Source organism: Candidatus Nitrosarchaeum limnium BG20 (assembly GCF_000241145.1).
Classification (GTDB): domain Archaea; phylum Thermoproteota; class Nitrososphaeria; order Nitrososphaerales; family Nitrosopumilaceae; genus Nitrosarchaeum; species Nitrosarchaeum limnae.
Map to the genome: position 1 here is coordinate 1 of NZ_AHJG01000237.1, position 24,292 is coordinate 24,292.

The 24,292-nt window shown below is 33.5% G+C and carries 32 protein-coding genes, 1 tRNA gene and 2 pseudogenes; 28 read left to right on the top strand and 7 right to left on the bottom strand.

The window, feature by feature from the left end; translation table 11 throughout:
- Nucleotide 1 precedes the first annotated feature (1 nt).
- Nucleotides 2-77: transfer RNA gene (locus BG20_RS08230), tRNA-Glu, on the bottom strand.
- Between the two features lie 160 nt (nucleotides 78-237).
- On the opposite strand from BG20_RS08230, the gene BG20_RS08235 reads away from it, so the two are divergent.
- On the top strand, nucleotides 238-1,074 hold the full coding sequence (locus BG20_RS08235) for a hypothetical protein (protein WP_010193577.1): 837 nt from the start codon (nucleotides 238-240) through the stop codon (nucleotides 1,072-1,074).
- A gap of 53 nt (nucleotides 1,075-1,127) precedes the next feature.
- Complete coding sequence (locus BG20_RS12755) at nucleotides 1,128-1,271, top strand: hypothetical protein (RefSeq protein WP_007549872.1); 144 nt, start codon at nucleotides 1,128-1,130, stop codon at nucleotides 1,269-1,271.
- Nucleotides 1,272-1,303: 32 nt separating this feature from the next.
- Here the strand turns inward: BG20_RS12755 and BG20_RS12760 are convergent, their stop codons facing one another.
- The gene (locus BG20_RS12760; RefSeq protein ID WP_007401168.1) at nucleotides 1,304-1,468 is read right to left on the bottom strand and encodes a hypothetical protein; all 165 of its coding nucleotides are present in this window, start codon (nucleotides 1,466-1,468) and stop codon (nucleotides 1,304-1,306) included.
- A gap of 80 nt (nucleotides 1,469-1,548) precedes the next feature.
- On the opposite strand from BG20_RS12760, the gene BG20_RS08240 reads away from it, so the two are divergent.
- The gene (locus BG20_RS08240) at nucleotides 1,549-3,063 is read left to right on the top strand and encodes an SRPBCC family protein (protein WP_048097176.1); all 1,515 of its coding nucleotides are present in this window, start codon (nucleotides 1,549-1,551) and stop codon (nucleotides 3,061-3,063) included.
- 59 nt (nucleotides 3,064-3,122) lie between these two features.
- The gene (locus BG20_RS08245) at nucleotides 3,123-3,482 is read left to right on the top strand and encodes a tetratricopeptide repeat protein (RefSeq protein ID WP_007401170.1); all 360 of its coding nucleotides are present in this window, start codon (nucleotides 3,123-3,125) and stop codon (nucleotides 3,480-3,482) included.
- Between the two features lie 3 nt (nucleotides 3,483-3,485).
- Here the strand turns inward: BG20_RS08245 and BG20_RS08250 are convergent, their stop codons facing one another.
- On the bottom strand, nucleotides 3,486-3,971 hold the full coding sequence (locus BG20_RS08250; RefSeq protein ID WP_048097177.1) for a hypothetical protein: 486 nt from the start codon (nucleotides 3,969-3,971) through the stop codon (nucleotides 3,486-3,488).
- Nucleotides 3,972-4,054: 83 nt separating this feature from the next.
- Here BG20_RS08250 and BG20_RS08255 point away from each other — a divergent pair, with 83 nt between their 5' ends.
- Nucleotides 4,055-4,699, top strand: coding sequence for a hypothetical protein (locus tag BG20_RS08255; protein WP_010193588.1), 645 nt, complete (start codon nucleotides 4,055-4,057; stop codon nucleotides 4,697-4,699).
- Here BG20_RS08255 and BG20_RS08260 read toward each other — a convergent pair.
- Complete coding sequence (locus BG20_RS08260; RefSeq protein WP_010193593.1) at nucleotides 4,683-5,003, bottom strand: nitroreductase/quinone reductase family protein; 321 nt, start codon at nucleotides 5,001-5,003, stop codon at nucleotides 4,683-4,685. The two genes, BG20_RS08255 and BG20_RS08260, sit on opposite strands and share 17 nt — an antisense overlap.
- 87 nt (nucleotides 5,004-5,090) lie before the next feature.
- Between BG20_RS08260 and BG20_RS13375 the strand changes: the two genes are divergently transcribed.
- From BG20_RS13375 to BG20_RS08305, 10 genes are all read left to right on the top strand, one after another.
- Nucleotides 5,091-5,306, top strand: a complete 216-nt coding sequence (locus tag BG20_RS13375; RefSeq protein WP_238527571.1) for a PRC-barrel domain-containing protein — start codon at nucleotides 5,091-5,093, stop codon at nucleotides 5,304-5,306.
- A complete protein-coding gene (locus tag BG20_RS13380) occupies nucleotides 5,272-5,544 on the top strand; it encodes a hypothetical protein (protein ID WP_238527572.1) in 273 nt (90 codons plus the stop codon). Before BG20_RS13375 ends, BG20_RS13380 begins: the two co-directional genes overlap by 35 nt.
- Nucleotides 5,545-5,744: 200 nt before the next feature.
- Nucleotides 5,745-6,740, top strand: a complete 996-nt coding sequence (locus tag BG20_RS08270) for a daunorubicin resistance protein DrrA family ABC transporter ATP-binding protein (RefSeq protein ID WP_010193595.1) — start codon at nucleotides 5,745-5,747, stop codon at nucleotides 6,738-6,740.
- Nucleotides 6,737-7,522: an ABC transporter permease gene (locus BG20_RS08275; protein ID WP_010193597.1), complete on the top strand. Its 786-nt coding sequence runs from the start codon at nucleotides 6,737-6,739 to the stop codon at nucleotides 7,520-7,522. The genes BG20_RS08270 and BG20_RS08275 overlap by 4 nt, the downstream gene beginning before the upstream one ends.
- A gap of 50 nt (nucleotides 7,523-7,572) precedes the next feature.
- On the top strand, nucleotides 7,573-8,238 hold the full coding sequence (locus tag BG20_RS08280; RefSeq protein WP_010193600.1) for an MIP/aquaporin family protein: 666 nt from the start codon (nucleotides 7,573-7,575) through the stop codon (nucleotides 8,236-8,238).
- A gap of 49 nt (nucleotides 8,239-8,287) precedes the next feature.
- Entirely contained in the window at nucleotides 8,288-9,565 is a 1,278-nt protein-coding gene (gene hemL / locus BG20_RS08285) for a glutamate-1-semialdehyde 2,1-aminomutase (RefSeq protein WP_010193602.1), read from the top strand.
- A gap of 106 nt (nucleotides 9,566-9,671) precedes the next feature.
- Nucleotides 9,672-10,496: a hydroxymethylbilane synthase gene (gene hemC / locus BG20_RS08290; protein WP_238527576.1), complete on the top strand. Its 825-nt coding sequence runs from the start codon at nucleotides 9,672-9,674 to the stop codon at nucleotides 10,494-10,496.
- Nucleotides 10,493-11,242 (top strand): uroporphyrinogen-III C-methyltransferase, encoded by a 750-nt coding sequence (gene cobA, locus BG20_RS08295; protein WP_010193611.1) that lies wholly within the window; start codon nucleotides 10,493-10,495, stop codon nucleotides 11,240-11,242. Before hemC ends, cobA begins: the two co-directional genes overlap by 4 nt.
- The gene (locus BG20_RS08300; protein ID WP_010193614.1) at nucleotides 11,235-12,035 is read left to right on the top strand and encodes a uroporphyrinogen-III synthase; all 801 of its coding nucleotides are present in this window, start codon (nucleotides 11,235-11,237) and stop codon (nucleotides 12,033-12,035) included. The genes cobA and BG20_RS08300 overlap by 8 nt, the downstream gene beginning before the upstream one ends.
- Nucleotides 12,036-12,254: 219 nt before the next feature.
- Nucleotides 12,255-14,327 carry a PKD domain-containing protein gene (locus BG20_RS08305; RefSeq protein ID WP_010193615.1) on the top strand — a complete coding sequence of 691 codons (2,073 nt, stop codon included), beginning with the start codon at nucleotides 12,255-12,257 and terminating at the stop codon, nucleotides 14,325-14,327.
- A gap of 51 nt (nucleotides 14,328-14,378) precedes the next feature.
- Here the strand turns inward: BG20_RS08305 and BG20_RS08310 are convergent, their stop codons facing one another.
- Nucleotides 14,379-14,681, bottom strand: coding sequence for a hypothetical protein (locus BG20_RS08310; protein WP_010193618.1), 303 nt, complete (start codon nucleotides 14,679-14,681; stop codon nucleotides 14,379-14,381).
- Between the two features lie 170 nt (nucleotides 14,682-14,851).
- Between BG20_RS08310 and BG20_RS13385 the strand changes: the two are divergent.
- The 5 genes and pseudogenes from BG20_RS13385 to BG20_RS08325 all read left to right on the top strand — a co-directional run.
- Nucleotides 14,852-15,031 (top strand): annotated as a pseudogene (locus tag BG20_RS13385) (MFS transporter); the annotation flags it as partial.
- A 169-nt stretch (nucleotides 15,032-15,200) separates the two neighbouring features.
- On the top strand, nucleotides 15,201-15,998 hold the full coding sequence (locus BG20_RS11960) for an MFS transporter (protein WP_010193620.1): 798 nt from the start codon (nucleotides 15,201-15,203) through the stop codon (nucleotides 15,996-15,998).
- A gap of 153 nt (nucleotides 15,999-16,151) precedes the next feature.
- A complete protein-coding gene (locus tag BG20_RS08320) occupies nucleotides 16,152-16,370 on the top strand; it encodes a hypothetical protein (protein ID WP_238527577.1) in 219 nt (72 codons plus the stop codon).
- 75 nt (nucleotides 16,371-16,445) lie between these two features.
- Nucleotides 16,446-16,619, top strand: coding sequence for a DUF1059 domain-containing protein (locus tag BG20_RS11965; RefSeq protein ID WP_010193625.1), 174 nt, complete (start codon nucleotides 16,446-16,448; stop codon nucleotides 16,617-16,619).
- Between the two features lie 201 nt (nucleotides 16,620-16,820).
- Nucleotides 16,821-17,045 (top strand): hypothetical protein, encoded by a 225-nt coding sequence (locus BG20_RS08325; RefSeq protein ID WP_010193626.1) that lies wholly within the window; start codon nucleotides 16,821-16,823, stop codon nucleotides 17,043-17,045.
- A gap of 32 nt (nucleotides 17,046-17,077) precedes the next feature.
- Here the strand turns inward: BG20_RS08325 and BG20_RS12445 are convergent, their stop codons facing one another.
- Entirely contained in the window at nucleotides 17,078-17,242 is a 165-nt protein-coding gene (locus BG20_RS12445; protein ID WP_157999288.1) for a hypothetical protein, read from the bottom strand.
- A 176-nt stretch (nucleotides 17,243-17,418) separates the two neighbouring features.
- Between BG20_RS12445 and sufB the strand changes: the two genes are divergently transcribed.
- Genes sufB through BG20_RS08355 form a run of 7 tightly spaced genes read left to right on the top strand, consistent with a single transcriptional unit; the run spans nucleotide 17,419 to nucleotide 22,594 of the window.
- On the top strand, nucleotides 17,419-18,819 hold the full coding sequence (gene sufB / locus BG20_RS08330; protein ID WP_010193630.1) for a Fe-S cluster assembly protein SufB: 1,401 nt from the start codon (nucleotides 17,419-17,421) through the stop codon (nucleotides 18,817-18,819).
- 26 nt (nucleotides 18,820-18,845) lie between these two features.
- Entirely contained in the window at nucleotides 18,846-19,169 is a 324-nt protein-coding gene (locus BG20_RS13390; protein ID WP_238527574.1) for a hypothetical protein, read from the top strand.
- Between the two features lie 4 nt (nucleotides 19,170-19,173).
- Nucleotides 19,174-20,244 carry a Fe-S cluster assembly protein SufD gene (gene sufD / locus BG20_RS08335; RefSeq protein WP_238527575.1) on the top strand — a complete coding sequence of 357 codons (1,071 nt, stop codon included), beginning with the start codon at nucleotides 19,174-19,176 and terminating at the stop codon, nucleotides 20,242-20,244.
- A 5-nt stretch (nucleotides 20,245-20,249) separates the two neighbouring features.
- Complete coding sequence (locus BG20_RS08340) at nucleotides 20,250-20,558, top strand: Rieske 2Fe-2S domain-containing protein (protein ID WP_048097178.1); 309 nt, start codon at nucleotides 20,250-20,252, stop codon at nucleotides 20,556-20,558.
- 2 nt (nucleotides 20,559-20,560) lie between these two features.
- Nucleotides 20,561-21,805, top strand: coding sequence for a cysteine desulfurase (locus BG20_RS08345; RefSeq protein ID WP_007401191.1), 1,245 nt, complete (start codon nucleotides 20,561-20,563; stop codon nucleotides 21,803-21,805).
- The gene (locus tag BG20_RS08350) at nucleotides 21,802-22,245 is read left to right on the top strand and encodes an iron-sulfur cluster assembly scaffold protein (RefSeq protein WP_010193632.1); all 444 of its coding nucleotides are present in this window, start codon (nucleotides 21,802-21,804) and stop codon (nucleotides 22,243-22,245) included. Before BG20_RS08345 ends, BG20_RS08350 begins: the two co-directional genes overlap by 4 nt.
- Before the next feature lies 1 nt (nucleotide 22,246).
- Nucleotides 22,247-22,594 (top strand): hypothetical protein, encoded by a 348-nt coding sequence (locus BG20_RS08355; protein ID WP_010193634.1) that lies wholly within the window; start codon nucleotides 22,247-22,249, stop codon nucleotides 22,592-22,594.
- Here the strand turns inward: BG20_RS08355 and BG20_RS08360 are convergent.
- Complete coding sequence (locus BG20_RS08360; RefSeq protein WP_010193635.1) at nucleotides 22,587-23,795, bottom strand: phosphoglycerate kinase; 1,209 nt, start codon at nucleotides 23,793-23,795, stop codon at nucleotides 22,587-22,589. The genes BG20_RS08355 and BG20_RS08360 overlap by 8 nt on opposite strands.
- Before the next feature lie 135 nt (nucleotides 23,796-23,930).
- Between BG20_RS08360 and BG20_RS08365 the strand changes: the two are divergent.
- Nucleotides 23,931-24,292: pseudogene (locus tag BG20_RS08365) on the top strand (phosphatase PAP2 family protein); the annotation flags it as partial.

A 24,292-nucleotide genomic window follows, 5' to 3' on the forward strand; every position in this document is an offset into this window, starting at 1 on the left:
ATGCTCCCGTCGGGATTTGAACCCGAGATCACTGCCTTGAGAGGGCAGTATGCTTAGCCGGACTACACCACAGGAGCTTGTTCGAAAACAATCTCAATCTCAATTTAAAGGAAATGTTTTGACAATGAATCCATTGGTAAAAATTAGTGAGTTTATTGCTTTATACAAAATTTAGATTCATTAATTTTATGGATTTAAAAAAATTAATTCAAGATCAATCATTGACAGACTTTCCTGTTGGATTTGGAGGATGTAGAACTACAAACTCTTTTTTCTGATTCTTGTGATTATGATATTACTATATTTGATGATAAACATGATTCAGAGAAAATAATTTTTTATGATGATGCATTTGTAAAAATTCACCATGGTTCAATTAATGAAACTAAATCTGATATTCTTGTAAAATATGATGGAATGCAGATAATTCATGATGAATCTTGGGAACTTAGAATGCTATTATCTAAAATTAAAGAAAAACGTTTAACCCTTTACAAAGACTATGCAAAAAATTGCCTATTTAATTCTCTTTTTTGTTGTGAAAAAACCAAAGACGGAATAATCACTTCTAACGTTTTTTCATCCTGTTGGCAGATATGTGCATCTTATTTTTTAGCAGATGCTATTTGTTTATTGAATACGTACAGACCAAATCCAACTCATATGTTAGACGTAATGCGAAAATTTAAAAAAAATCAAATCAATGAACACATTTCTACAGTAACTCATACCGTAGGGATTGAGAGAGCAACTCCTTTTTTACTGGATAGAATTCTAAAATCTACAATAGGTTTTTCTGACTTTGTAGAGAAAAATAACCACTCAAAAATTATTCAAAACAAACATGAATTACTTGTAAAAAACTCCATGCTATCTGACTGCTATTTTTACTTGGGGTATGTAAACAGGGATAACTTTGTAAGAATTAAAGATACCATTGACCGTCAATCGGATCTTATTCATATCCTAAAAGTGGCTTTTGATATAGAGGCTGACTCTAATTTACTTGAAAACCATACAAAACTGATTCAAAAATCATGTTCAACCATACTGACCTTACTTTCTAGTGCGTAGTTTTCTACATCCTTGTACTAACATTTTAAAATAAGTAATGTCAATGCGTATCTATGACAGATCAAGCATGTGGATGCGAAGCAGACAGCGGCGATCCAACTTATTCATGTGATTGTGATATGCAAGGTCATTGTATATGCAGCGCAGATTGCAAATGTAAAACTGACGTTTGTAAAGAAGCAGTCAAACAACTCTAGATAGTTGTTTTAATTTTATTTTTTCTTTTTAATTATTCTTCTTCCTCAAAGCCCCATGATTTTACTAATTCTTTTTGGAACTTGTCGGACTGTTTTTCATCTAAAGCAAATCCACAATTTTTGTGAGTTGGAACTACTGTCATTCCATCAAGCTTGAACTCTACTTCGTACAAGTGAACTTTTGAGCACTCACACATTATGAAAATTCTTGATTTTTCCTCTATATTTGCTTATTTGAATAACATTTAACTATACGAAACGCATATTTTTTTTTGATTTGAAGATATCATTTTTGGCTTTACCTGTAATTGCTATTTTGATTTTTGGAACTGTTCCATTACCTTATGCATCTGCCCAATTTCAGGCCGGTGGTGTGGAACTCCCAGGTGATCCATCTTGGTATGCTGGAAAAGGACTCAAACAAGGTGATTTTTTCAGATATTCAATGTGTCATGTAGATTACAAAGAATGTACTGAATTTGAAATGGATATTTGGATTAAAGGTGATATAAAATTAGGAACTGAGGATAAATGGCAAACTGAAGTTGTTGTTTATGATGGTAACAAATTGATTAAGGGTGAAATGGATTTAGGAAAACTTGCACCAGAGCCATCTGGTGGTAGTAATGATTTATCTGTTTATAGAGGTGCTTTCAAATCTTCTATTGTTTGGTTATCTGCTTTTGCAAATGGATATGAAGAAAGTGGTGATAAAGGACCAAAGAAATTCTCTGCAAAGTCCTGGGGAAAAATTGGAAATATTGGAGGCGAACAAGTTGTTCCAACATCACTTGAAAAAATAACAGTTAAAGCTGGTACATTTGATACTGTGATGATATCATGGAAAACTGGCGGTGCTAGAAGTAGTGTTTGGGTAGTACCTGATTTTCCATTTCCAATAAAAGCCAAAACATACACTCATGTTTCGTCTGGAATTCCACCAACAGAATACAAGTTTGAATTACTAGAGTATAGAGAAAACGTTCAAACAAGCCCATTTACAAAAATTCTCTCTGACACTGAAAATCCTGAATTTAAAAATTGTCCAAGTACTGAGTCTCTTTCCACTTCAATAAAAAAACCTACCAAAGATTTTTCATATCAAATACATGCTTACTACAGTCCTGAATATCCTGTACAAGGCTGTCCAATGAAATGGCAATTTAACTTTCTAAGTAAATACCATGACACTGAATTTTTGAATGAAGTCCAGTATGATCTTTTAGTTGTTGATGATAAATTCACACTTCCACCACTACGTTCTATTGCAAAAGATCAAGGGTATAATTTTCTATATTCTCCATCTGGACTATCGACACTTGATATCATAGTTAAACAGCCTCCTGGGATTGCACATTATGTTGTCTATGTATATGGATTATCTCCAAAAGGAATTGTTCCTTCATCTGCTCCTGATTACCTAGTTTTTGATATTCCTATTTCATCTAAATCTGATACTACAACAAACCAACAAATTCCATCATGGATTAAAAACAACGCTGGTTGGTGGAAAGCCGGTTCAATTGATGATAACTCCTTTGTTCAAGGAATTCAATTCTTAATCAAAGAAGGGATAATGAAAATTCCAAGCACAGTACAAGGTACGCCTTCTGGTTCAAATCAAATTCCATCATGGGTTAAAAACAACGCTGGTTGGTGGGCCGATGGTTCAATTGATGATAACTCCTTTGTTCAAGGAATTCAATTTTTAATCAAAGAAGGGATAATCAAGATTCCAAAAGTACAAAATTCTAATCCAGGAAGCTCTGGACCTGCTTCTTGGCTTGATTAAAAGATATTTCTTTTATTACATTCAAATTATTAGATTTTAATTCCAAATTAGATAATATCATGACAGGACTCTTTAGTTATCCAAAACGACAACTCAAAAAATTAGTTAAAGATGGAGATTATACTGAAGCACTTGAATTTGGAAAAAGTTTACAAGAAAAATTTTCTAATGATGCTGATTATATGTTTATGATGGGTAGCATTTATTTTATTTTGGAAGAATCAAAAAAAGCCATAGAATATTTTGAAAAATCTTTGAATCTAAATCCCAACGATGTGGAGACTTTGACTCTAAAAACAAACGCACATCTTTCATTACAGCAAAAAGACGAGGCAATAGACTGTTGTAAAAAAATCATAAAACTAGAACCTAAAAATTACGAGGCACATGGCCTACTTGAAAAATTAGAGTCACTTTGATTTTTATTTATTTGGATATTTTTTAATCTCATATGCGTTTTCCAATAACCAATTACAAAATTCTGTTACTTTTTCATTAAATTCAGTCCAAATGTGTACTGAATGAGGTAGAATGTCTATCTTCCAATTATCTGTAAACACCCTGACCCCTTCTTTATTTTCATACATGTATGCATCTTCAACTTTAATGTCGCCCAAAACCTCTCTTGCTTTTTCTTTGATTATCTCTCTATTAATCGGAAATCTTGTTTTTTCATAATCTATGATTAAGCTAAGATCTCGTTTACCGTACATGTCAAATTCATCTATTCGTCCTTCCTTTGGAAAATTCACAATTAACTTTATGTTGTATTTTTTACCGACCTGTTTTCCAATTTCAACGATTCTGGTATATGCCATTGCAGGATTCTTCTTTAACATAAAACGAATTTGAGGTAGATTTGTTTTCAATTCTTGTTGAAGATCTAAAACTATCTCAGAGAATGTCATAATGTTTCTGATGTTAATTCCTATTATAATCATTAATCTGGTGGCAAGATTAGTTTTTTTAGATGTAAAAATAATTGTCATTATTGGCACTACCGATGGGTTATGATGGTCTCAGAACAGATGACGAATCTGAAAGAACAGATAACGTTAATGACTATAAAATAACATGCATTGATTTTATCAAAGATATTTCTCATGATTATGAAGCATGGGTAGATTACTACAAACTACCAGAAGAAGAAGACAAAAGGAGACGTACTGGTATTAGAGCAACTATAGAAAGAACAAACGAGTGGATTGCAAAAGTTGCTCAGACGATAAAAGCAGTTGATGTAGTTATGAATGATGGAATTCAAAAGATGGCAGAATCAACTGCAGGTAAACCATTTGCAATTGGGGTGTTTGTAAATGGTAAATCAAGTTACACTAATGCAAAAGCGGGTATGATTAACGTGAATGTAAAGTCTAGCGGTAGAGAAGGAAGAAAGACTAAACTTGGTTTTCATTTCAAAGATGATAGATTTAGGATTGAATCCACATGTGGAGCATTTCTAGATGAGACCATCTTGCCTACTCAAGAATTTGATTTGATGGACATTGATCTTAAACTACACGCAGAAAATGCACAACAACGTGATGTGATATCATTTACTGTAACTGTTAGTGAAATGGACAATGATGTTGAATTTGATAGACGAGGGGTTACTACTATTATTCATATAGTGTAATCTCTAAGGCAACTCTTTTTTCTTCAGCTCTTTTTTCTCCTGGGTATTTTAACTGAGAAATTTTTCGCTCCAAATTTTCATCTTCAACTACTTTTGCTTTGCCTTTATACGTGGAATTTTTGTATTCTATGATTACATCTGGATTTTTTATGGCATTTTGGAACCAGTCTCCATCTGGCTTGTGCCTTGAGAAATAAATTTTGTCGTTATATTTTACAGCGCGCAACATTACCGAATGTGACTTTCCTGTATTCCTGCCTTTAGTGGTTAGCATTGCACGAAACAGATCCTCTTCAATGCCCATGAACCTGTTTTTCAGTCAAGTAATTTAACCTCATTGATAGAATTTTCTGATATTGGGTATGATAAGCAAATCTGAAGAGTAGTGTTCATGTCAGTAAAACTAGAAGACATGCCTGAAAATATGGCTACCGCAGATAATTTTGTTGGAAAAAAGGTCATAGATAGAGAAGGAATTTCTTATGGTAAAGTAAAACACATTCACATTAATCAAAAAAACTCTTTCTGTTTCAGGAGTTACAATACATCAAGGATTTCACAAAGATTATTTTTTGTCTTCCGACTACATAGACAAATTCACAGATGAAACTCTCTTACTCAGTAGACCTCCTATCAGAACAGATGTGCCAGTTGTTGACATTGATGGTCATAAAATAGGGAAAATATCTCGACTAGTACGACATCCCGATACTAACGAACTAGAATCTATTGAAGTTCATGATGGAATTATTCATTCCAAAATTATCCACAAATCAGAAATTTGGGGCGTAGGCGAAAAAATCATTCTAAAGTTAACTAAAGAAGAATATAAAAATCTCAAATAATATTCTGTTTTTTGGTATTTGTTATTTTTTGTCATTACATTTATGACAAATTGGAATTCCCTTCTCAACTGTCACTTCAACATTTGATGAATGGCATTTCTGACATAATCCTTTCATAAATTCGGTGTTTTCAAAGGTCTTTAAATTTTTTATGAGTTCAAACGCTTAACAATTTATAATTGATAAAGTCGGCTAATGTATTGTATTCTGTAGAGACTAGATCTCTCTCAAAACTTTTTGGTACTGTTAAAGCAGTAGATGATATCTCGTTTGCAGTTGAATCTGGTGAGATCTTTGGATTTGTTGGACCAAATGGTGCAGGTAAGAGTACTACTATAATGATTCTTACAACATTACTCAAGCCTTCAACTGGAAAAGCATTGGTTTCTGGATTTGATGTGATGACTCAGCCAAAGCAAGTACGTCAAAGTATTGGTTATGTTCAACAGGAATCTACAGTAGATGAATATCTCACAGGACGGGAAAATCTACTTTTACAAGCACGACTAAATCATATCCCAAAAAATCAAATCAACAAAAGAATTGATGAAGTCTTAGAACTCATCGAATTATCTGATAAACAAAATGATCCAGTCGTTACGTATTCTGGTGGAATGAGAAAACGATTAGATATTGCTGGTGGATTATTGCATCATCCCAAGGTTTTATTTTTAGACGAACCTACAGTTGGACTTGATATTCAAACCCGTCGTAAAATATGGGAGTATATCAAAAAAATTCACAAAGAATTTGAAATGACTATCTTTCTAACTACTCATTATATGGAAGAAGCAGATCAACTCTGTGATCGGATTGGAATTATTGATCACGGCAAGATTCAGATAATTGATTCACCACAAAACATGAAAAATGCAATGGGTAATGAAGTAATATCTTTGGTATTTGAAAATGGGAATTCTGTCGAGTTTTTATCTCAACTTAAACAAATTGAGTTTATAAAAAAAATAAATCAAGATAACAACAAATTAACAATATTCACATCCAATGGCACTGAAGTAATTCCAAAAATATTTCATATATCTTCCATTCTTCAAGTAAAAATTATTTCAATTTCGCTAACTCAACCTACTCTTGATGATGTCTTTATCTCATATACTGGCAGAGAAATAAGAGATGCAGATACTGGATTCAATAGAAAACTAGAGCATGCAAAAATGAAGAGGCTGCGTGCATGAATTCATTAATGTATGATACTTATACGATTTTTTGGAGAGAACTAAAACGATACAAAAAATCACGTAGTGGAGTTTTAATTCGATTAATACAACCTGCAATTTGGATCATAGTAATTGGGAATACCTTTTCTGGAACTCAGCCCCTAATTCAATCAGTTGGATTTGAAGGAAAATATATTGAATTTATGGCACCTGGTGTGATCATTTTAACTGCAATTTTTACTAGCATTTTTGGAGGAGTCAACACTTTATGGGATAGACGATATGGCTTTATGAATAAGGCATTAACGTCTCCTGTATCTCGCTCTTCAATTGCTCTAGGAAAAATGGGTGCAATCTCATTAATTTCTGCATTACAGGCAAGTTTGATTGTAGGAATTGCTTTGGCAATAGGAGTATCTTTTCCAAATCCAATAATGATCTTACCAATCATGGCAATAGTGGTTTTGTTTTCTATGGGCTTTTCAGGAATTTCTGTTATAGTTGCCGCTACTGCAAAATCTCAAGAAACTTTTTGGGGGGTGATTAATTTTCTTGGAATGCCTTTGTTTATGTTAAGTCCTGCACTTTTCCCACTAGAGTTATTGCCTGACTGGCTTGCAACTATTGCAAAACTTAATCCTGTAACCTACACCGTTTTGTTGGTTAGAGAGATGATGACCGGGGTTTCTGAAGGTGGAATATCCGCATTTTTGAGTATTGGAATTATCTGTGTATTTGTTTTAGTGATGGTTGGTTTAGCAAGCTATGTTTTCACCAGAGAAGTTAACAAACCGTTTTGATCTAAAACCAAAGTATTGATATTAATTAAAATCACTTAAAACATCAACTTATGGGGTATTCAAACTTACAAATTTTCATAGTTGAATTAATTGGAACTTTTATTCTAGTGGTATTTGCTACTGGCTCTATTGTTTATGACACTCAAACAGGTGGAACATTAGGAATTGCGTTTGCTGCAGTGGCACCATTTATTGCATTAATAATTGGAGTCTATTCTTTTGGAAAAATCTCATTAGCACATTTTAATCCTGCAGTAACAATTGGATATTTCATCACAGGACATATTTCAAAAATTCAAGTATTGTATTATTTTGCAGCAGAAATTATCGGCGCATTGCTTGGTTCTTTGTTTGTTCAGAGTTTTATTGGAACTTCAGCAAATCTAGGAGCAAATGCCCCAAATTACGATTTTCCATTATTTTTGATTTTTTCAATTGAAGTATTAGCATCTGCTTTGCTAATGGCTGTGATTTTTACTGTAGTTTACACCAAAGGACTTAAAGGATTTAGTGGAATTGCTATAGGTGGAATTGTTGGATTGGATATATTTTTCCTAGCTTTTATTTCCGGAGCATCTATGAATCCTGCTAGGGCATTTGCTCCAGCATTGCTATCTGGAACTCTAGATGATCTGTGGTTATATTGGACTGCACCGTTTGTAGGAACTATGATTATTGCGTTTTTATTCAGAAAAAAATTTGCTTTGCAAAAATAGTATTTTGCAGATTATTACGAATAATAATGAGCTAAAATATAGTTGATCATTGTCAAAATCTCATAAATTATTTCATGATGCTAAAAAAGTGATTCCATCTGGAGTGAATAGTCCAGTAAGATTTTTTGAGCCATATCCATTTTTTGCCAAAAAATCAGACGGTTCACATATTTGGGATGAAGATAATAAAAAATACATTGATTTTTGTAATGGTTATGGTGCATTACTGCTAGGACATCGAAGAAAAGAAATTCTTACATCTGTATCAAAACAACTTAAACAAGGAACTTTGTTTTGCACTCCCACAAATTCTGAAATAGAACTATCAAAATTAATTATAGGCAATTTTCCATCTATTGAAAAAGTTAGATTGGTAAATACTGGTGGGGAGGCTACTATGACTGCTATAAGATTAGCCCGTGGATTTACAAAAAAGAAAAAGATCATAAAGTTTGAAGGATGTTATCATGGTGCACATGATTCTGTTTTGGTAAAAGCCGGTTCAGGTTCTGCACATAATGGAATTTCTGTATCTGATGGTGGACTAGATGAAGTTTCAAAAAATACCCTTGTTGCTCCATATAACAACTCTGAAGAACTTGAAAAAATAATATCCAAAAACAAAGATGTTGCTGGAGTAATCATAGAGCCGATTCTTGCTAACATGGGGTTAATTTTACCACAAAAGAATTTTTTATCTGATGTGAGAAAAATCACCAAAGATAATAACATTCCATTGATCTTTGATGAAGTTGTTACAGGTTTTAGGGTATCTCCAGGTGGTGCACAACAATATTTTGGAATAAAACCAGATATTACAACTTTGGCAAAAACATTAGGAAGTGGATTTGTAATTGCAGCAGTTGCTGGTAAAAAAGAAATAATGAATCTGCTTTCTCCCGGAGGTAAAGTCTATCAGGCAAGCACTTACGCTGGAAACCCTGTATCTGTTAGCGCAGCAATAGCATCGATTAAAACAATAAACAAAATAAAAAATCAACTGTATTCAAAACTTGAAAAGTATAACGCATTTCTTACTAGTGCAATAGATGACTTGGCAAGTGATATGAAAATATCTCATCAAATAAATTCGACATCTTCCATGTTTCAAATATTTTTTACAGACAAACCTGTGACTGATTACATCTCTTCCAAAAATGCTGATTCCAAAAAATTCAAAAAAATGTTTGATGTGTTATTGAAAAATGGTATCTTTATCGCTCCATCTCAGTTCGAGGTTGTTTTTCTATCTGATGCACATACGAAAGATGATTTATCAAATACAGTCAATGCTTATGAGACTGCATTAAAGACGGTGAAGAATTGAAATATGTGATTGGAGCAAGAGGTAGTCAATTATCTCTTGCACAAACTAAATTGGTAATTTCTGAACTAAAAAAAATAACTCCGACGTAGACTTTGAAATAAAATCAATTAAGACAAAAGGTGATACCGACGCAAGACCATTATTTACAATTGATCAAAAAGGAATTTTTGAAAAAGAGATTGATAGGGCAGTAGCTGATGGGGAGGTAGATTTTGCAGTACATAGTCTTAAAGATGTCCCATCCCAGCTAGTTGAAAATTTGACTTTGGCATCCATTCCAAAAAGAGAAATGGTTAACGATATTTTTATTTCATCAGATGGCACCACTCTTGATTCTATAAAACCAGGTGCTGTAATCGGTACTAGCTCTTTGAGACGTGCTGTTCAAATTACTAGAAAAAGATCCGATATTACAGTTAGACCAATACGTGGAAATATTGAAACAAGAATCAAAAAAGTAACTGACAAAATTTTTGATGGTATAGTTTTAGCACAAGCTGGAATTTCAAGATTGGGTATTGATGTGCAATATACTCCATTATCAATTCAAGATTTTTCTCCATCTCCAGGACAAGGTGCATTAGCTATAGTATCACGCAAAGATGAACCTTCTACCATTTTAATGCTGAAAAAAATTGAAGACCCTGACTCCCGATTAGAGATTGAGGCTGAACGCTCACTTTCCGACTTTGTAGATTCTGGGTGTCGTTTTCCAATTGGAGCATATGCTAAATCCAATGGAAATCAAATGACCTTGAGTGTATCTGCATTTTCAGTCGATGGGAAAAAATCTCTCTTTGTAGAGAAATCTGGGGACAAAAATGATCCTTTCTTACTTGGTAAAAGTGTGGGTGAGGAACTTCACAAGAAAGGCGTAAATGACCTTGCAATAAATTGGAGAAAAAAAGTAGAGGAATGGAATAAACAATGAGCGGTACCGTGTATTTAGTTGGGGCAGGACCTGGTGATAGCAAATTAATCACTTTGAGAGCAGTTGAACTCTTACAAAAAGCAGATGTTGTATTGTACGATCGATTGGTAAGCAAAAAAATCATTTCAATGATTTCAAAATCTGCTCAAAAAGTATACGTTGGAAGAGCAGTAGGTGATGATACAACTCATCAAAACAACACCAATGAATTAATGGTAAAATTTGCAAAATCCAAAAAAAATGTTGTTCGACTAAAGGGTGGTGATCCAATAATTTTTGGCAGAGGTGGAGAAGAGGCAGAATATCTCAAAGAAAATAAAATAAAATATGAAATAGTTCCTGGAATTACTTCTGGAATTGGGTCTGCTACTTATGCTGGAATTCCACTAACTCATAGAAAGTATGCATCATCGGTTGTATTTGTTACAGGACATGAGGATCCTGAAAAGAAAAATGAATCAGTCAAATGGAAACGTCTTGCAAAATCTGTTGATACAATTGTAATCATGATGGGTCTTTCAAGAATTGATGTTATTTGTAAACAGCTTATTGCAGGAGGTTTGGATAAACAAACACCTGTAGCAGTAATTCAAAATGGTACAACACCACAACAAAAAATTCTGATTGGAACTGTATCTAATATAGCAAAACTGGTAAAGACAAATAAAATTAAACCTCCTACAAATATCATAATAGGCAAAGTTGTAGATCTATCAAGTATTATAGGATGGAGAAAAAATGCTTGAGGGAAAAATAATTGCAATTACTCGTTCAAAAGACGATTCTACTGAGTTTATTGATTTGGTGACAAAAAATAACGCAAGACCGATATCATTACCAACAATCGAGCTAGTAAGTAAAGGAGAAAAAATAGTCGATGAGTTTTTAGATTCGGTAAAAGATTACAAGCCTGACTATTCTGTATTTATGAGTTCTAAAGCTGTTACGTTGCTCTTTGACACTGCAAAAAAAGTCTCCAAGTTTGAACAGTTACAACTAGCAGTAGCAAATACTATTGTTATGGCAGTAGGTCCTAAAACAAAAATTGCGCTGGAAAAAGAAGGAATTAGACCTGCATATATGCCAAATATTTTTTCATCAGTTGGTGTTGGGGAACTATTTACAAAATTACACGCTGTAGGAAAAAAAGTAATTGTGCCTAGAAGTGGAGCATCTACACCTTTTTTGAAAGAACTCTTGGAGAAAATAGGAATTGATGTCAAAGAGATTCATTTGTATGATGTATGTGCATTTAGGGATACCACTCAATGGAATGAATTCAGAGAATTATTTTCTCAAAATAAAATTAATGGAATTGTATTTACCAGTGCTTCATCTGTTAGGGCATTTTTTGAAATAATGTCAAAAGATTATGATGAAAATTCATTGTTGAAAAATTTGGAAAAACTATCCGTAGTTTCAATTGGGCCTTTTACATCAGATGAACTAAAAAAATTCAATATCAAAAATACAATTTCTCAAGTCCATACAGTCCCTGGAGCTTTTGACACAATCAAAAATATTTTTTCAGAATCATAATTTTCTCTTTTCTTGCTTTTGAATATATGATCTTGATTTCATGTCTTTGTACGAAAATTGATCATTTGGGATAATCTGATCGCAAGACCTTTCAGATCTACTCTTAAATTTTTTCGATCTAATGACTTAGTACTTGTTATATGAATAGTTAATATATATCCCATATTTTATAATTATTCAGTGAACTCGCATATCCTGATATTTTCAATAGTTTTTAGTATGTTTTTAGTTGGTTCTATATCATACTCTTTTGCTGAAACAAGCTCTGTTGAAGTATCTGAGAATCTTCCAGTGACTTTAGTCGGTGAAGGAATTGATGATGATCCAAATGATATTCTAACTTACAAATGGGTCCAAAATGATGGTGAACCTGTAAAATTATCCTCTTATACTGTTGCTGAACCAACTTTTATGGCACCTGAAGTTGCCAATGGTCAAATCAAAGTTCTTACTTTTACACTTACTGTAACTGACCCAGTTGGTGCAACTGATTCTGCTACTGTCGAAGTTGTTGTAAATCCTGTTAATCACGCACCAATAGTTAGTGCAGGACGAGATCAAGTCACTTTCAAAACTATCAATGTAGTTACTCTAGTTAGTAGTGCACTTGATCCTGATGGTGATGCTTTAACTTATAGCTGGAAACAAACAGCAGGTCAACAAATAAAATTATCTTCAACAACTGGAAAATATATCCAAATTCTTCCAAATGGTATTGATTTCTCTCAAGCAAATCCATTAACTTTTGAATTAACTGTTGATGATGGATTTGGTGGTACTGCAAGTGACAGCGTTAGTGTTTATCCTTTACAAGGTCTTCTTGATAATAGATTAATTTCAATTCAAACAGGTCCATTACAAACTGTCCATGAAGGTGAAACAGTAAAACTTAGTGCAACTGGTAAAACTGCAAACGGTGCTCCAATTGCATACTCTTGGGTTCAACTAATTGGAACAGGAGTATCTTTGAATTCATACACTGGTGCTTCTACAACATTTACAGCACCTAGTCTTTCTGGTACTAATGAAATGTTATTGTCATTCCAAGTAACAGGATACTCTGCTGGAAATGGATGGGCAAATGCATTAGCACTAGTTAAAGTAATTCCAGCTGATGGAATGCCAACAGCTAACGCTGGTCCAGATCAAACTGTTTCTGAAAATGTTCAAGTCAAATTAGTTGGAACTGGCACACATCCAAAAGATACTAACTTACATTATTCATGGAAACAAATATCCGGAAAGAATGTTGAAATTTATGAAAGAACATCATCTTCTGTCTATTTCTTTAGTCCAAAGATTGGAGGCACACCTGAAAAATTAACATTTGAACTAACTGTAACTGATTCACAGGGTAATTCTGCAAAAGATGATGTTGCTGTAACTGTAACTACTACAAACTTACCTCCAAGAGCAAATGCTGGTCCTGATAGAAAGGTAATCGGAGGTACTAATGTAGATGTTACCGGCTCTGGCTTTGATCCTGAGAATGGTCCATTAACCTACTCTTGGAAACAAATTGCAGGAGACTCTGTAACATTTGATGCTACAAAACCATCCTTTTCATTTAAAGCACCAACTTTAGCTCCTGGTGAAACTAAACGTCTAGTATTCCAACTAACCGTTACTGATGATGTAAATCAAAGTAACACTGATCAATTAATTTTACTAGTAGTTCCAGAAAACAGTGCACCAAGAGTTAATGCAGGTCCAGATATGACTGCAGATGAGAATACTGTAGTTGCCTTAGTCTGTACAGGAAATGATCCAGATGAAGGCGATGTAATTACTTTCAAATGGTCTACAGCAAGTACTGCTGTAATTACTGATGCAAACTCTGCAAGTACTACTGTAACATTACCACATACCACTAAAAATGAATCAATCACAATGACATGTACTGGAAGTGATGGTAGGTTATCATCATCAGATAGTATGATGATTAATGTGGTCAATGTATTGAATCTACCAATTGTGGCAGATGCAGGTCCTGATCAAATTGTAAATGAAAAAATCAAAGTATCATTAGATGGTTCAAAGAGCAATGATCCAGAAGGTCAGAAACTCTCATTCATGTGGACACAAGTCTCTGGTGATAAAGTAGTATTATCATCTACATCTTCCAAGACTGTATCATTTACATCCCCAACTGTCTTGAATGGTGAAGTCAAAGTTCTAGTCTTTGAACTCAAAGTCTTTGATGACAACGGTAGATCAAGTATGGATACTGTAACCGTTTCAGTTGACCCAGTAAACGCAGCACCAAAAGCAACTGCAACTGCAAGACAGTAATCTTAGTCTTTCACAATAATTTTTTAGAAGTTTTTTATTTTTAATCTAAACTTATTTCCATAGATATAGAATTAATCCATAACTTACCAAAATTATAACTCCATATACTATCAATCCTTTTACTCCAAATCGTATCACAACAATTGCCAGCGAAATCCAAGGTAAGAAAAATAAGATAAATTCTACAACTCTAAAGATTAGTACGTTCTGCTCATTAACATATGGTTGTAAAAAACCGAAAATCATCAATCCAATTCCAGATGGTGATACATCTATGCCTGTCCTAGTTACAATAGCTAAAAACAACCCATTAATGATTGCTGGAAAAAATAATGCATGATAAAACGATGCCATAAAAACATCAAGAACTGTGACAATAAATTACTTGTTTTGGGTTTTAGAGCAAGAGACTAATTTGGATATTGTATTTGATTAAGTAGTTGATTTTAGATTGGTTAACAAAAGATGGTAAATTAATAATTTCAGCCAGAATCATTCGTACTTTTTCTTTTGGATTTTTAAGTATGATTCTGGCAATTTATCTAAAACAAATTGGTTTTGATGAACTCTTTATTGGTTTTATTTTATCTGCAACTCTTGTAAATAGTATAATTTTTAACTTATTTTCAAGCTTTTTTGCAGACAGAATTGGACGAAAAAAAGTTTTGATAATTTATGCCTCATTGATGACAGTTTCAGGTTGTGTGTTTTTACTTACTGAAAATTATTTTGCGCTAATTATTGCTGCATTTATTGGAACAATTAATGTAACGGGTTCAGAAACTGGTGCATTTTTATCCTTAGAGCAAGCAATTTTACCACAAACTGTAAAGAGCATCAAAAAAAACAAACAGTGTTTTTGCACTATACAACATGATAGGAACTTTTGCAATGGCAGGAGGTGTATTACTTGCATCACTGCCTCAAATACTCCAAGAGAATTTTGGTTATTCTACGATAGATTCTTTCAAACCTCTTTTCTTAATTTATCTGCTAGCGGGAATTGCAGTTGTTGTAATTTATTTTTTCTTTTCAAAAGAGATTGAAGTTAAAAAATCTCTTGATTCTAAAACATTTTCAACTAATTTATCTCCAAAATCAAAACAGATCATTCTCAAACTGTCATCATTATTTGCATTGGATTCGTTTGCTGGAGGATTTGTAATTCAAAGTATTGTTGCCTTTTGGTTTTTTACAAAGTTTGGAGTAGATCTCACTACTTTGTCTTTAATTTTTTCAGTTGCAGGCGTCTTGACTGCAATATCTTTTTTCTTTGCAGCAAAAATTGCGGATAGAATAGGTCTGATTTACACTATGGTATTTACACACATTCCATCAAATATTCTTTTGATTCTAGTTGCAATCGCACCAACTTTTCATATGGCTTTAGGATTGTATTTAGCCCGAATGAGTTTATCACAAATGGATGTTCCAACAAGACAAGCGTATATTGTTGCAGTAGTTGAGGAAAATGAAAGAACTGCAGCTGCTGGAATTACAAACACCTCAAGAAACATTGCTCAGTCCATCAGCCCTTCTATCACTGGTGCGATAATCCAATCTCTATGGCTTTCTGCACCTTTTGTAATTGGAGGAATGCTAAAAATTGTTTATGATATTGGAATATTCATGAATTTTAGAAAAATAAAACCCTCTTTTGAAATTGATTAACATATTACAAAACCCTTAAGTCTGAATTATAACAACAATGAAATGATTCAATCATTTGAATCTCGGCTGTAAATTAAATTCTGATGCAGTCGAACAAATCCAAATCCTTAAGTTTCAATTCTTTTAGTCTGATTAATTATGTTTGAATCTTTGATGTATACACAATCCCTTGATCTAGTTGGATTAATTTTAGAAATTATTGGTTTTTTGATGCTTGTCCCACAATTAGTTCAATTTTTAATAAAAATCAATCCAGAATTGAGAATGCAGGAAGTAAAGAAATCCTTTAAACGATTTTTATTTGCATTTGGCATTGGGTTTTTCATTATTGGATTACTGATGCAATTACTTTCTATTTTGGTTGAATTGTGATTCAATCTAGTTTCTTTAGGAATCCTCTGAAACATCTGGTGAATTAAATAAATACTTCTTGAACCCTATTTTATTATGACAAAAAGTATCAGTTGTGCAGATGCTGGCAAAAATTGTGGATGGTCTGCAACTGCCGAAAAAGAAGACTTGATGAATAAGGTGGCAACCCATGTTAAAGCAGATCATAAAGAAATAGAGTTGAACAGTGAAAACATTGCCAAGATAAAGTCATTGATTAAAGAAATCTAATTCTAATTAGATTTACACCTAATTTTTAAAAAAGAAATAAATTCAAAGATGTCTTTCTAATATAGTGTACAAATGTGATTTTTGTGGATCATCATTTGGAGATAGAATTTGTTATTTCTGTGATAAGAGCTGTTGTACATCATGTATGGTAGATGATAGAACTCGCTGCAAAGACTGTTACATCCAGAAAAGAAAATTGGGATGGAAGAAATTACTCAAAAAAATAAACTTGTTTTAATTTTTGTAGGGCTTTTGTGGTTGTATGCCGTATTCCCGGGACCATTCATTCCTGGCTTGGATCCGACATTTTATACAATTTCTCTAGTTGCAGCTTTGCTAATTATGATTCCAGTTTGTATGGCATTGTTCTTTTGGTCTCTTAACCCTCCAAAATCTGATCTCAGGAATAGAAAAGATAGATTCTAAATTATTTTTCTAATTGTATTGAAATTCAAACATTAGCCTAAGGTTTTTTGCGTAAATTTCTTTCTATTTCTCTCAATTATTAAATAATATTCTATGATTTTATGTATTTTTTCTTCTGGAGTTAGTCCTGACTCGTTTGCTATTTTATGAAAATCAAGATAATCTTTCTCTTTGAATTTGATAGAAATTACTCTCACGGAATAATCAGTACATCAAAAATAAAATTAGATCATTGTATGTTTTATTGTCTTGTGGTTAGCTAGTAATTGACTTGAATGGTGAATTATAATTTTATCGCTAAATATTAGCTAAAGCTATTTAGCTGTGCCTATTTTTCCTCATGTATTTATAATATAACGATGTTATGGTATGCATGGCTACTGAAAATCTAAACATGGATTATGCAAAATATGATTTTAAAGACTCTACTGATCTATATGTTCATCTTAGCAAAAAAGGACTCTCAAAAGAGACTGTTATTGCAATTAGCAAAATGAAAGATGAACCCCAGTGGATGCTTGATTTTAGATTACGTTCTTATGAAATTTTTATGAAAAAGCCAATGCCAACTTGGGGTGGAGATCTAAGTGTTATTGATTTTCAAAATATCTACTATTATGCAAAAGCTACTGAAAAAACTGAAAAGAACTGGGATGATGTTCCAGCAGAAGTCAAAGCTACCTTTGATAAATTAGGAATTCCAGAAGCAGAAAAGAAATTCTTAGCAGGCGTAGGTGCTCAATATGAATCTGAAGTTGTCTATCATAGTTTAAGAGAAGACTTGGCAAAACAAGGTGTCTTGTTTTTGGATACTGATTCTGCACTAAAACAATATCCTGAAATCTTCAAAAAATACTTTGGTAAAATAATTCCACCAGAGGACAATAAATTTGCCGCATTAAACAGTGCAGTTTGGAGTGGTGGTTCATTTATCTACATTCCACCAGGAGTCAAAGTTGACATGCCATTACAAGCATACTTTAGAATTAATGCTGAAAACATTGGACAATTTGAAAGAACACTTATCATAGCTGATGAAGGTTCTGAAGTTCATTACATTGAAGGATGCACAGCTCCAGTATACTCATCTGAATCGCTGCACTCTGCAGTTGTAGAACTAGTGGCACACAAAGATGCAAAATTACGATACACTACAATTCAAAACTGGAGTAGTGATGTATACAATCTAGTTACAAAACGTGCTTATGCATACGAAGGTGCAACCGTAGAATGGATTGATGGCAACATTGGAAGTAAACTCACAATGAAATACCCTGGAATTTATTTATTGGGTGAAAGAGCATATGGTGAAACACTGTCTATTGCATTTGCCGGAAAAGGTCAACACCAAGATACTGGTGCTAAAATGGTTCATCTTGCACCAAACACCACATCAAAAATTACATCAAAATCTGTTAGCAGATTAGATGGACGTTCAACTTACAGAGGATTACTCAATGTCGCAAAAGGTGCAACTAATGTAAAAGCAACTGTAAGATGTGATGCATTACTATTAGATGATACATCAAAAACTGATACATATCCTTACATGGAAATTAATCAAGAGGACGCTACAATTACTCATGAGGCAACTGTGGGAAAAATTGGAGATGAACAAATCTTCTATTTAATGACTAGAGGTTTCACTGAAGAGGAAGCATTATCTCTAATTGTTAATGGTTTCATGGAGCCATTTACAAAAGAATTGCCTATGGAATACGCCGTAGAATTAAACAGACTCATCAAACTAGAAATGGATGACTCAGTGGGTTAAAACCCTAATTTCAATTTAGGTTAATCATGTCTCAAACATTGTCTAAAATTAACTCTAGCATTGTTGAAGAAATCTCAACATTGCGAAATGAACCTGATTGGTTAAAGCAATACCGAAAAAATTCTTTGTCCATCTATGAGACCTTGCCAATTGAAACATCTCCATTATACAACAAATACACCGATGCAAAAAAGATGGATCCACAACAAGTCTCTTTTGCACCATCTACTACTAATACAATACCAAAATTACTTCAAAAAAGATTACATGAACTAGAAAATCAAACATGTATAATTTTGATAGGAAGTAACATCCACAAAATCAACATTTCAGATGATCTAAAAGTCTAAAGGATTGGTAATTACATCCATTAATGATGCTGTAAAAAATAATCCTGAATTAATTAAAAAAGCACTAGAAGCATCAAACTCTAAAGAAGATAAATTTACTGCACTAAATAACGCCGCATTTAATTCTGGAATTTTTATTCACATTCCACGTAATCTAATATTGGAAAAACCAATCCATATTGTATCCTGTTTGTCCGATGATGGTATTTCTACTATTGCTAGAAATGTTATATTTGCAGATGAGAGCAGCAAGGCAACAATTGTTCAAGAACTATATTCATCAAAAGCAGAAAAACAACAAGCATATCTTGAATTACTAAACACAAATGTTGCTCCAAACGCACAACTTGATGTTACAACATTACAAATGATGGATCAAAGTACTGTTAATTTTTCTACCAGACGAACTGACCTGGGACAAGACGCAAAAATTAACTGGTATTCGGGTTTGTTTGGCTCTATGCTATCTAGATATAAAATCGAATATTTTCTAAATGGCACTGGTGCTTCAGCTAATGACTCTGAAGTAATATTTGGAAACAATGAGCAGTCTTTTGATATTCAAACAAATGTAAATCATGAAAGCCCCTCTACAGAAGGTAGAGTTGTAGAAAAATCAATTCTGAGAAATAAATCAAAATCACTCTTCAAAGGAATGATTCGAATTAAAGAAAAAGCCACAAAATCAAATTCCTTTTTGTCAGGTCGTTCTATATTGCTTGATAAGGATGCAAAATCAGATGCAATTCCAGGACTAGAGATTTTCACTAATGATGTTAAAGCAACCCATTCTGCATCAGTTGCACAAATTGATGAAGAACAAATTTTCTATCTAAAAACTAGATGTCTCAGTAAAGAGGAAGCTGAAAGAACAATTGTTGAAGGCTTTTTGGAGCCATTATCTAGAAAAATGTCTTACCAAGTTAGAGCATGGATTGCTTACTTGATTGAATCTAAATGGGATTCACGTGAATTAACAATTAACACTGATGAGGAGCTTGCAAAATTTGTTGAAATTGAAGAAACTCGTTACAATGAAGATTCTGAAATTGAACAGCACTACAAGTATCGGTGATTAATTTGACTCAATGGATTAAAGCTTGTAAATTGGATCAAGTAAAAACTGGACAGCTATTCGGGTTCACTCATGATGATAAAAAAATTCTCTTGGCAAATCAAAAAGGAAAAATTTTTGCAACTGATTTGATATGTACTCATGCTGATGCTGATCTTTCTACAGGATTTCTAAATGATGAGGGTGTGAGATGTCCTTTACATCTATCTGTTTTTAATCTGCAAAATGGAAAACCACAAAATCTCCCTGCAGAAGTACCACTAAAAACATACAATGTTAAAATAGATCAAAATGAGATCTACGTCGAGGTTTAGAAATGCAAAGTATACAGACATCTTTTGAAAATTTGAGAAAAGATTTTCCAATTCTGCGTAGAACCGTTAGAGATAACAAGACACTTGTGTATCTTGATAATGCATCTACAACACAGAAACCAAATCAAGTAATTGATGCAATAAACGATTATTACAGAAATCACAACGCCAACATCCATAGGGCTGTATATGCTTTAGCTGAAGAAGCAACAGAACTTTATGAAGCAACACGAGATAAAGTCGCAAATTTTATTCACGTAAAAAATAGAGAAGAGATAATTTTTGTTAGAGGTACGACTGAGGCAATAAATCTGGTTGCATACGCATGGGGAAGAACTCATATCAAAAAAGATGACATTATAGTTACAACTGAATATGAACATCACAGCAACATTGTACCTTGGCAACTATTGACTCAGGAAAAAGGTGCCAAGCTAGAATACATTGGAATGGATGATAATGGCGAATTAATTTTAGATGATCTTGACAAATATCTTGCCACCGGTAAGGTAAAACTTGTAACTTTTAGTTTGATGTCTAATGTCCTTGGTACTATCACTGATGCTAAAAAAATAATATCCAAATGTAAAGAACATGGCGTATTGACTCTAGTTGATGGAGCACAGGCAGTACCTCATATGCCTGTCAATCTTGAAACATTAGGGTGTGACTTTTTTGCATTCTCTGGACACAAAATGCTTGGACCCACTGGAATTGGAATACTATGGGTAAGAAAATCCATACTTGAAACAATGAATCCCTTTCATGGAGGTGGTGATATGATTAGAGAAGTACACAAATACGAAACAACTTGGAATGATTTGCCTTACAAATTCGAAGCTGGTACACCAAATATTGCAGACGTTATTGGATTTGGGGCTGCAATTGACTATCTTACAAAACTTGGAATGAACAATGTACGAGAACATGAAATTGAATTAACAAAATATGCTATTGAAAAACTATCTCAGGTAAAAGGTCTTACAATTTACGGCACAAAAGATATCTCAAAACGTGGTGGTGTGATCTCATTTAATTTTGCAGATGTTCATCCACATGATGTGGCACAAATAATTGATGAGGAAGGAATTGCAGTAAGATCTGGACATCACTGTGCTCAAGTTCTAATGGAACGACTAAATGTTGCAGCTACATCTCGAGCAAGTTTTTACATCTACAATACGATAGAAGAAGTCGATGCATTGATAAATTCATTAAATAAAGTTGCGAGGATATTCAAACTATGAGCGGTAATGCCGATATTTATCATGAAATGATAATTGATTATTCGAGAAACCCAATAAATTTTGGTGAAATTGAAAATCCAGATGTCACATTCCATGATTCTAATCCGTTATGTGGTGATAGTATTGACATTGATATGAAAATCGATCATAACAAAGTAACTGATATCAAATTTCATGGAAGAGGGTGTGCAATTTGTATGGCATGTTCTTCAGTATTGACTGAAATTACAAAAGGAAAAAACCTTGATGAAGTACGAAATATCACTAAACATGACGTACTAAGCGAATTGGGATTGGAACATCTTCAAGCAGTTCGAATTAAATGTGCACTACTTTCTCTTAAAGTACTAAAATCTGCCCTTTACTCATATCTTGGAAAACACATGACTGATTCTCAAGATGTAGATAAGTTAAAAGAAGAGGCAGCAAACCTGTACTAATATGGGCAATTTTAATCCTGTAACTCCTATCCAACTTCAAATCAGAAAAATTATTTTTGAAGATCATAATGGTGCTGATGAAAAATTTACCAATGATGAAATTTTTGAGAAAATAAAAAAGAATGGTGACCTTGATCCATCTTGGATTGTAGATGACGTCGAATCATATTTTAAAGAAATTTGTGATTCTGGTCTTGCAAGAAACATCGCGCAAAATTTTACAACTATATGGCTAAAGCTTTTTGATCCTATTGAAAAACGTCATTGCAATGCTTGTAATTTAGATGTGTATCTTGGAGTATCTGAAAAACAAATTTGTCCAAACCCTTCTTGTAAAGCGTCTATTTAGTTCTGTATTTTATTGCTGCATTCTCTAAGGCTTTAATCATTGGAAGCTTTTCACCTGTGAGATAAAGAACGAGTGCTCCACCTGCAGTGCTAATGTGATCAATTTGCTCTGCTAATCCGTATTTTTTTAATGCTGATGTCAAGTGACCTCCACTCACAATTGTTGTAGCCATAGAGTTTGCAACTGATGTTAGCAAACCCTTTGTTCCATAACTGAAATTTTCTTTTTCAAAAAATCCAGCAGGACCACTTATGAAAACAGTTCCTGCACCTGCAATTAGTTTTGAATAATGATCTACTGTTTTAGGTCCTAGATCGTATATCTTATCTCCACTCTCAAGCTCTCTTACGTCCATCTCCACTCTATCTCCATCTTTGTCTATTGCAATATCTACAGGGGTTGAAAACACATCTGGATATTCTCCGATTAACGCATGTGCTTTTGTAACCACCTCGTCTTCTCTTGAAATTCCAAGTGGATACCTTATTCTTCCCTGTGCTCGCATGAACACATTTCCTATCAGACCTGTGAGTAGAACATGGTCTGCACGACCATTTTGAATCAATAGTTTGATTGCCTCTAGTCTGTCTGATACTTTGGAACCTCCAAGAACAATTACATGTGGTGCCTTTGCAACTGTCATTATTTCATCTAAATTTCTTACCTCTCTTTCTACAATTCGTCCTGCACATGCAGGTAACACATGTGGAAATCCAACTATTGATGGATGTGATCTATGTGCACTAGGAAATGAATCTAATACACACAAATCAAATAATTTTGATAGTCTTCTCACCATAATGGTGTTAGCTGCTTCTGGTGGTGCAAACTCATAATTTTCTTCGGCACATAATCGTAAATTATCTAAAAGTAATATTTCACCGCTCTTCAAATTTTTTATCTCATTTTGTGCAGCAATACCAATTGTATCCTCTACATATTTTATTTTTTTACCAATAAATTTTTCAAGAACTTTTGCATGTTTGTCCATCCCGGTATAGTCTTTATTTCCTACTCTCCCTTGATGAGAAGCAACAACTAACTTTGCATCTTCTAATGATTTTATTGTCTCTATTGCCTCTTCAATTCGTTTGGTACCTGAGATCTCCATTGTTTCAGGATCTATGGGACAATTCATGTCCACTCTCAAAAAAACTGTCTTGCCTTTTAGATCAAAGTCATCTAGCGTGAGTACTTTCACGATTTTTCTATTATTATCTCGGTTAAATTCTTTGAGCCGATCATTTTTCTTTCCTTTGATATTTATTCAACAAATTGTTTTCAATGTTTATCTACTTGAAAAAAATTAAAACCAACATAATTGAGGTTTACATGATTGCAAAATTGGCTATTTGATATTAGATCACGATCATTTGTTTTACTTGTAGTAGGATTTGTGATTTTATCATTGCTTGTTCATTTTCAAATAACCGAGGAATTTGATCAATCCATAATTTCTTATGTTTCTGGTCATGTCGGAAATCCACTTTTCGATACTGCGATGCAGATTATCACTGAAAGTGGAGATTCATTCTACATGCTAGGTTTTGGCGTTTTGATGCTTTTAATAAAAAAAACCAGGAGGATTGGAATTACCCTTATGATCCTGATTGTTTTATCTACTATACTCACTGGATATATCAAATGTGGAATGGATAGAGAAAGACCTGACTTTGATTATGAGGGTGCACCATTTCC

Excerpts from the sequence above, each read along its gene's own strand:
- BG20_RS08280 (WP_010193600.1), top strand. The coding sequence starts at position 7,573 with ATGGGGTATTCAAACTTACAAATTTTCATAGTTGAATTAATTGGAACT.
- BG20_RS08305 (WP_010193615.1), top strand. The coding sequence starts at position 12,255 with ATGTTTTTAGTTGGTTCTATATCATACTCTTTTGCTGAAACAAGCTCT.
- BG20_RS08355 (WP_010193634.1), top strand. The coding sequence starts at position 22,247 with ATGGGCAATTTTAATCCTGTAACTCCTATCCAACTTCAAATCAGAAAA.
- sufB (WP_010193630.1), top strand. The coding sequence starts at position 17,419 with ATGGCTACTGAAAATCTAAACATGGATTATGCAAAATATGATTTTAAA.
- BG20_RS12760 (WP_007401168.1), bottom strand. The coding sequence starts at position 1,468 with ATGTGTGAGTGCTCAAAAGTTCACTTGTACGAAGTAGAGTTCAAGCTT.
- BG20_RS11965 (WP_010193625.1), top strand. The coding sequence starts at position 16,446 with ATGACAAAAAGTATCAGTTGTGCAGATGCTGGCAAAAATTGTGGATGG.
- BG20_RS12755 (WP_007549872.1), top strand. The coding sequence starts at position 1,128 with ATGACAGATCAAGCATGTGGATGCGAAGCAGACAGCGGCGATCCAACT.
- BG20_RS08320 (WP_238527577.1), top strand. The coding sequence starts at position 16,152 with ATGTATACACAATCCCTTGATCTAGTTGGATTAATTTTAGAAATTATT.
- BG20_RS08260 (WP_010193593.1), bottom strand. The coding sequence starts at position 5,003 with ATGGGCATTGAAGAGGATCTGTTTCGTGCAATGCTAACCACTAAAGGC.
- BG20_RS08310 (WP_010193618.1), bottom strand. The coding sequence starts at position 14,681 with ATGGCATCGTTTTATCATGCATTATTTTTTCCAGCAATCATTAATGGG.
- BG20_RS11960 (WP_010193620.1), top strand. The coding sequence starts at position 15,201 with ATGATAGGAACTTTTGCAATGGCAGGAGGTGTATTACTTGCATCACTG.
- BG20_RS08345 (WP_007401191.1), top strand. The coding sequence starts at position 20,561 with ATGCAAAGTATACAGACATCTTTTGAAAATTTGAGAAAAGATTTTCCA.
- cobA (WP_010193611.1), top strand. The coding sequence starts at position 10,493 with ATGAGCGGTACCGTGTATTTAGTTGGGGCAGGACCTGGTGATAGCAAA.
- BG20_RS13390 (WP_238527574.1), top strand. The coding sequence starts at position 18,846 with ATGTCTCAAACATTGTCTAAAATTAACTCTAGCATTGTTGAAGAAATC.
- BG20_RS08275 (WP_010193597.1), top strand. The coding sequence starts at position 6,737 with ATGAATTCATTAATGTATGATACTTATACGATTTTTTGGAGAGAACTA.
- BG20_RS13375 (WP_238527571.1), top strand. The coding sequence starts at position 5,091 with ATGTCAGTAAAACTAGAAGACATGCCTGAAAATATGGCTACCGCAGAT.
- BG20_RS08350 (WP_010193632.1), top strand. The coding sequence starts at position 21,802 with ATGAGCGGTAATGCCGATATTTATCATGAAATGATAATTGATTATTCG.
- BG20_RS08245 (WP_007401170.1), top strand. The coding sequence starts at position 3,123 with ATGACAGGACTCTTTAGTTATCCAAAACGACAACTCAAAAAATTAGTT.
- BG20_RS08300 (WP_010193614.1), top strand. The coding sequence starts at position 11,235 with ATGCTTGAGGGAAAAATAATTGCAATTACTCGTTCAAAAGACGATTCT.
- BG20_RS08250 (WP_048097177.1), bottom strand. The coding sequence starts at position 3,971 with ATGACATTCTCTGAGATAGTTTTAGATCTTCAACAAGAATTGAAAACA.
- BG20_RS08325 (WP_010193626.1), top strand. The coding sequence starts at position 16,821 with ATGGAAGAAATTACTCAAAAAAATAAACTTGTTTTAATTTTTGTAGGG.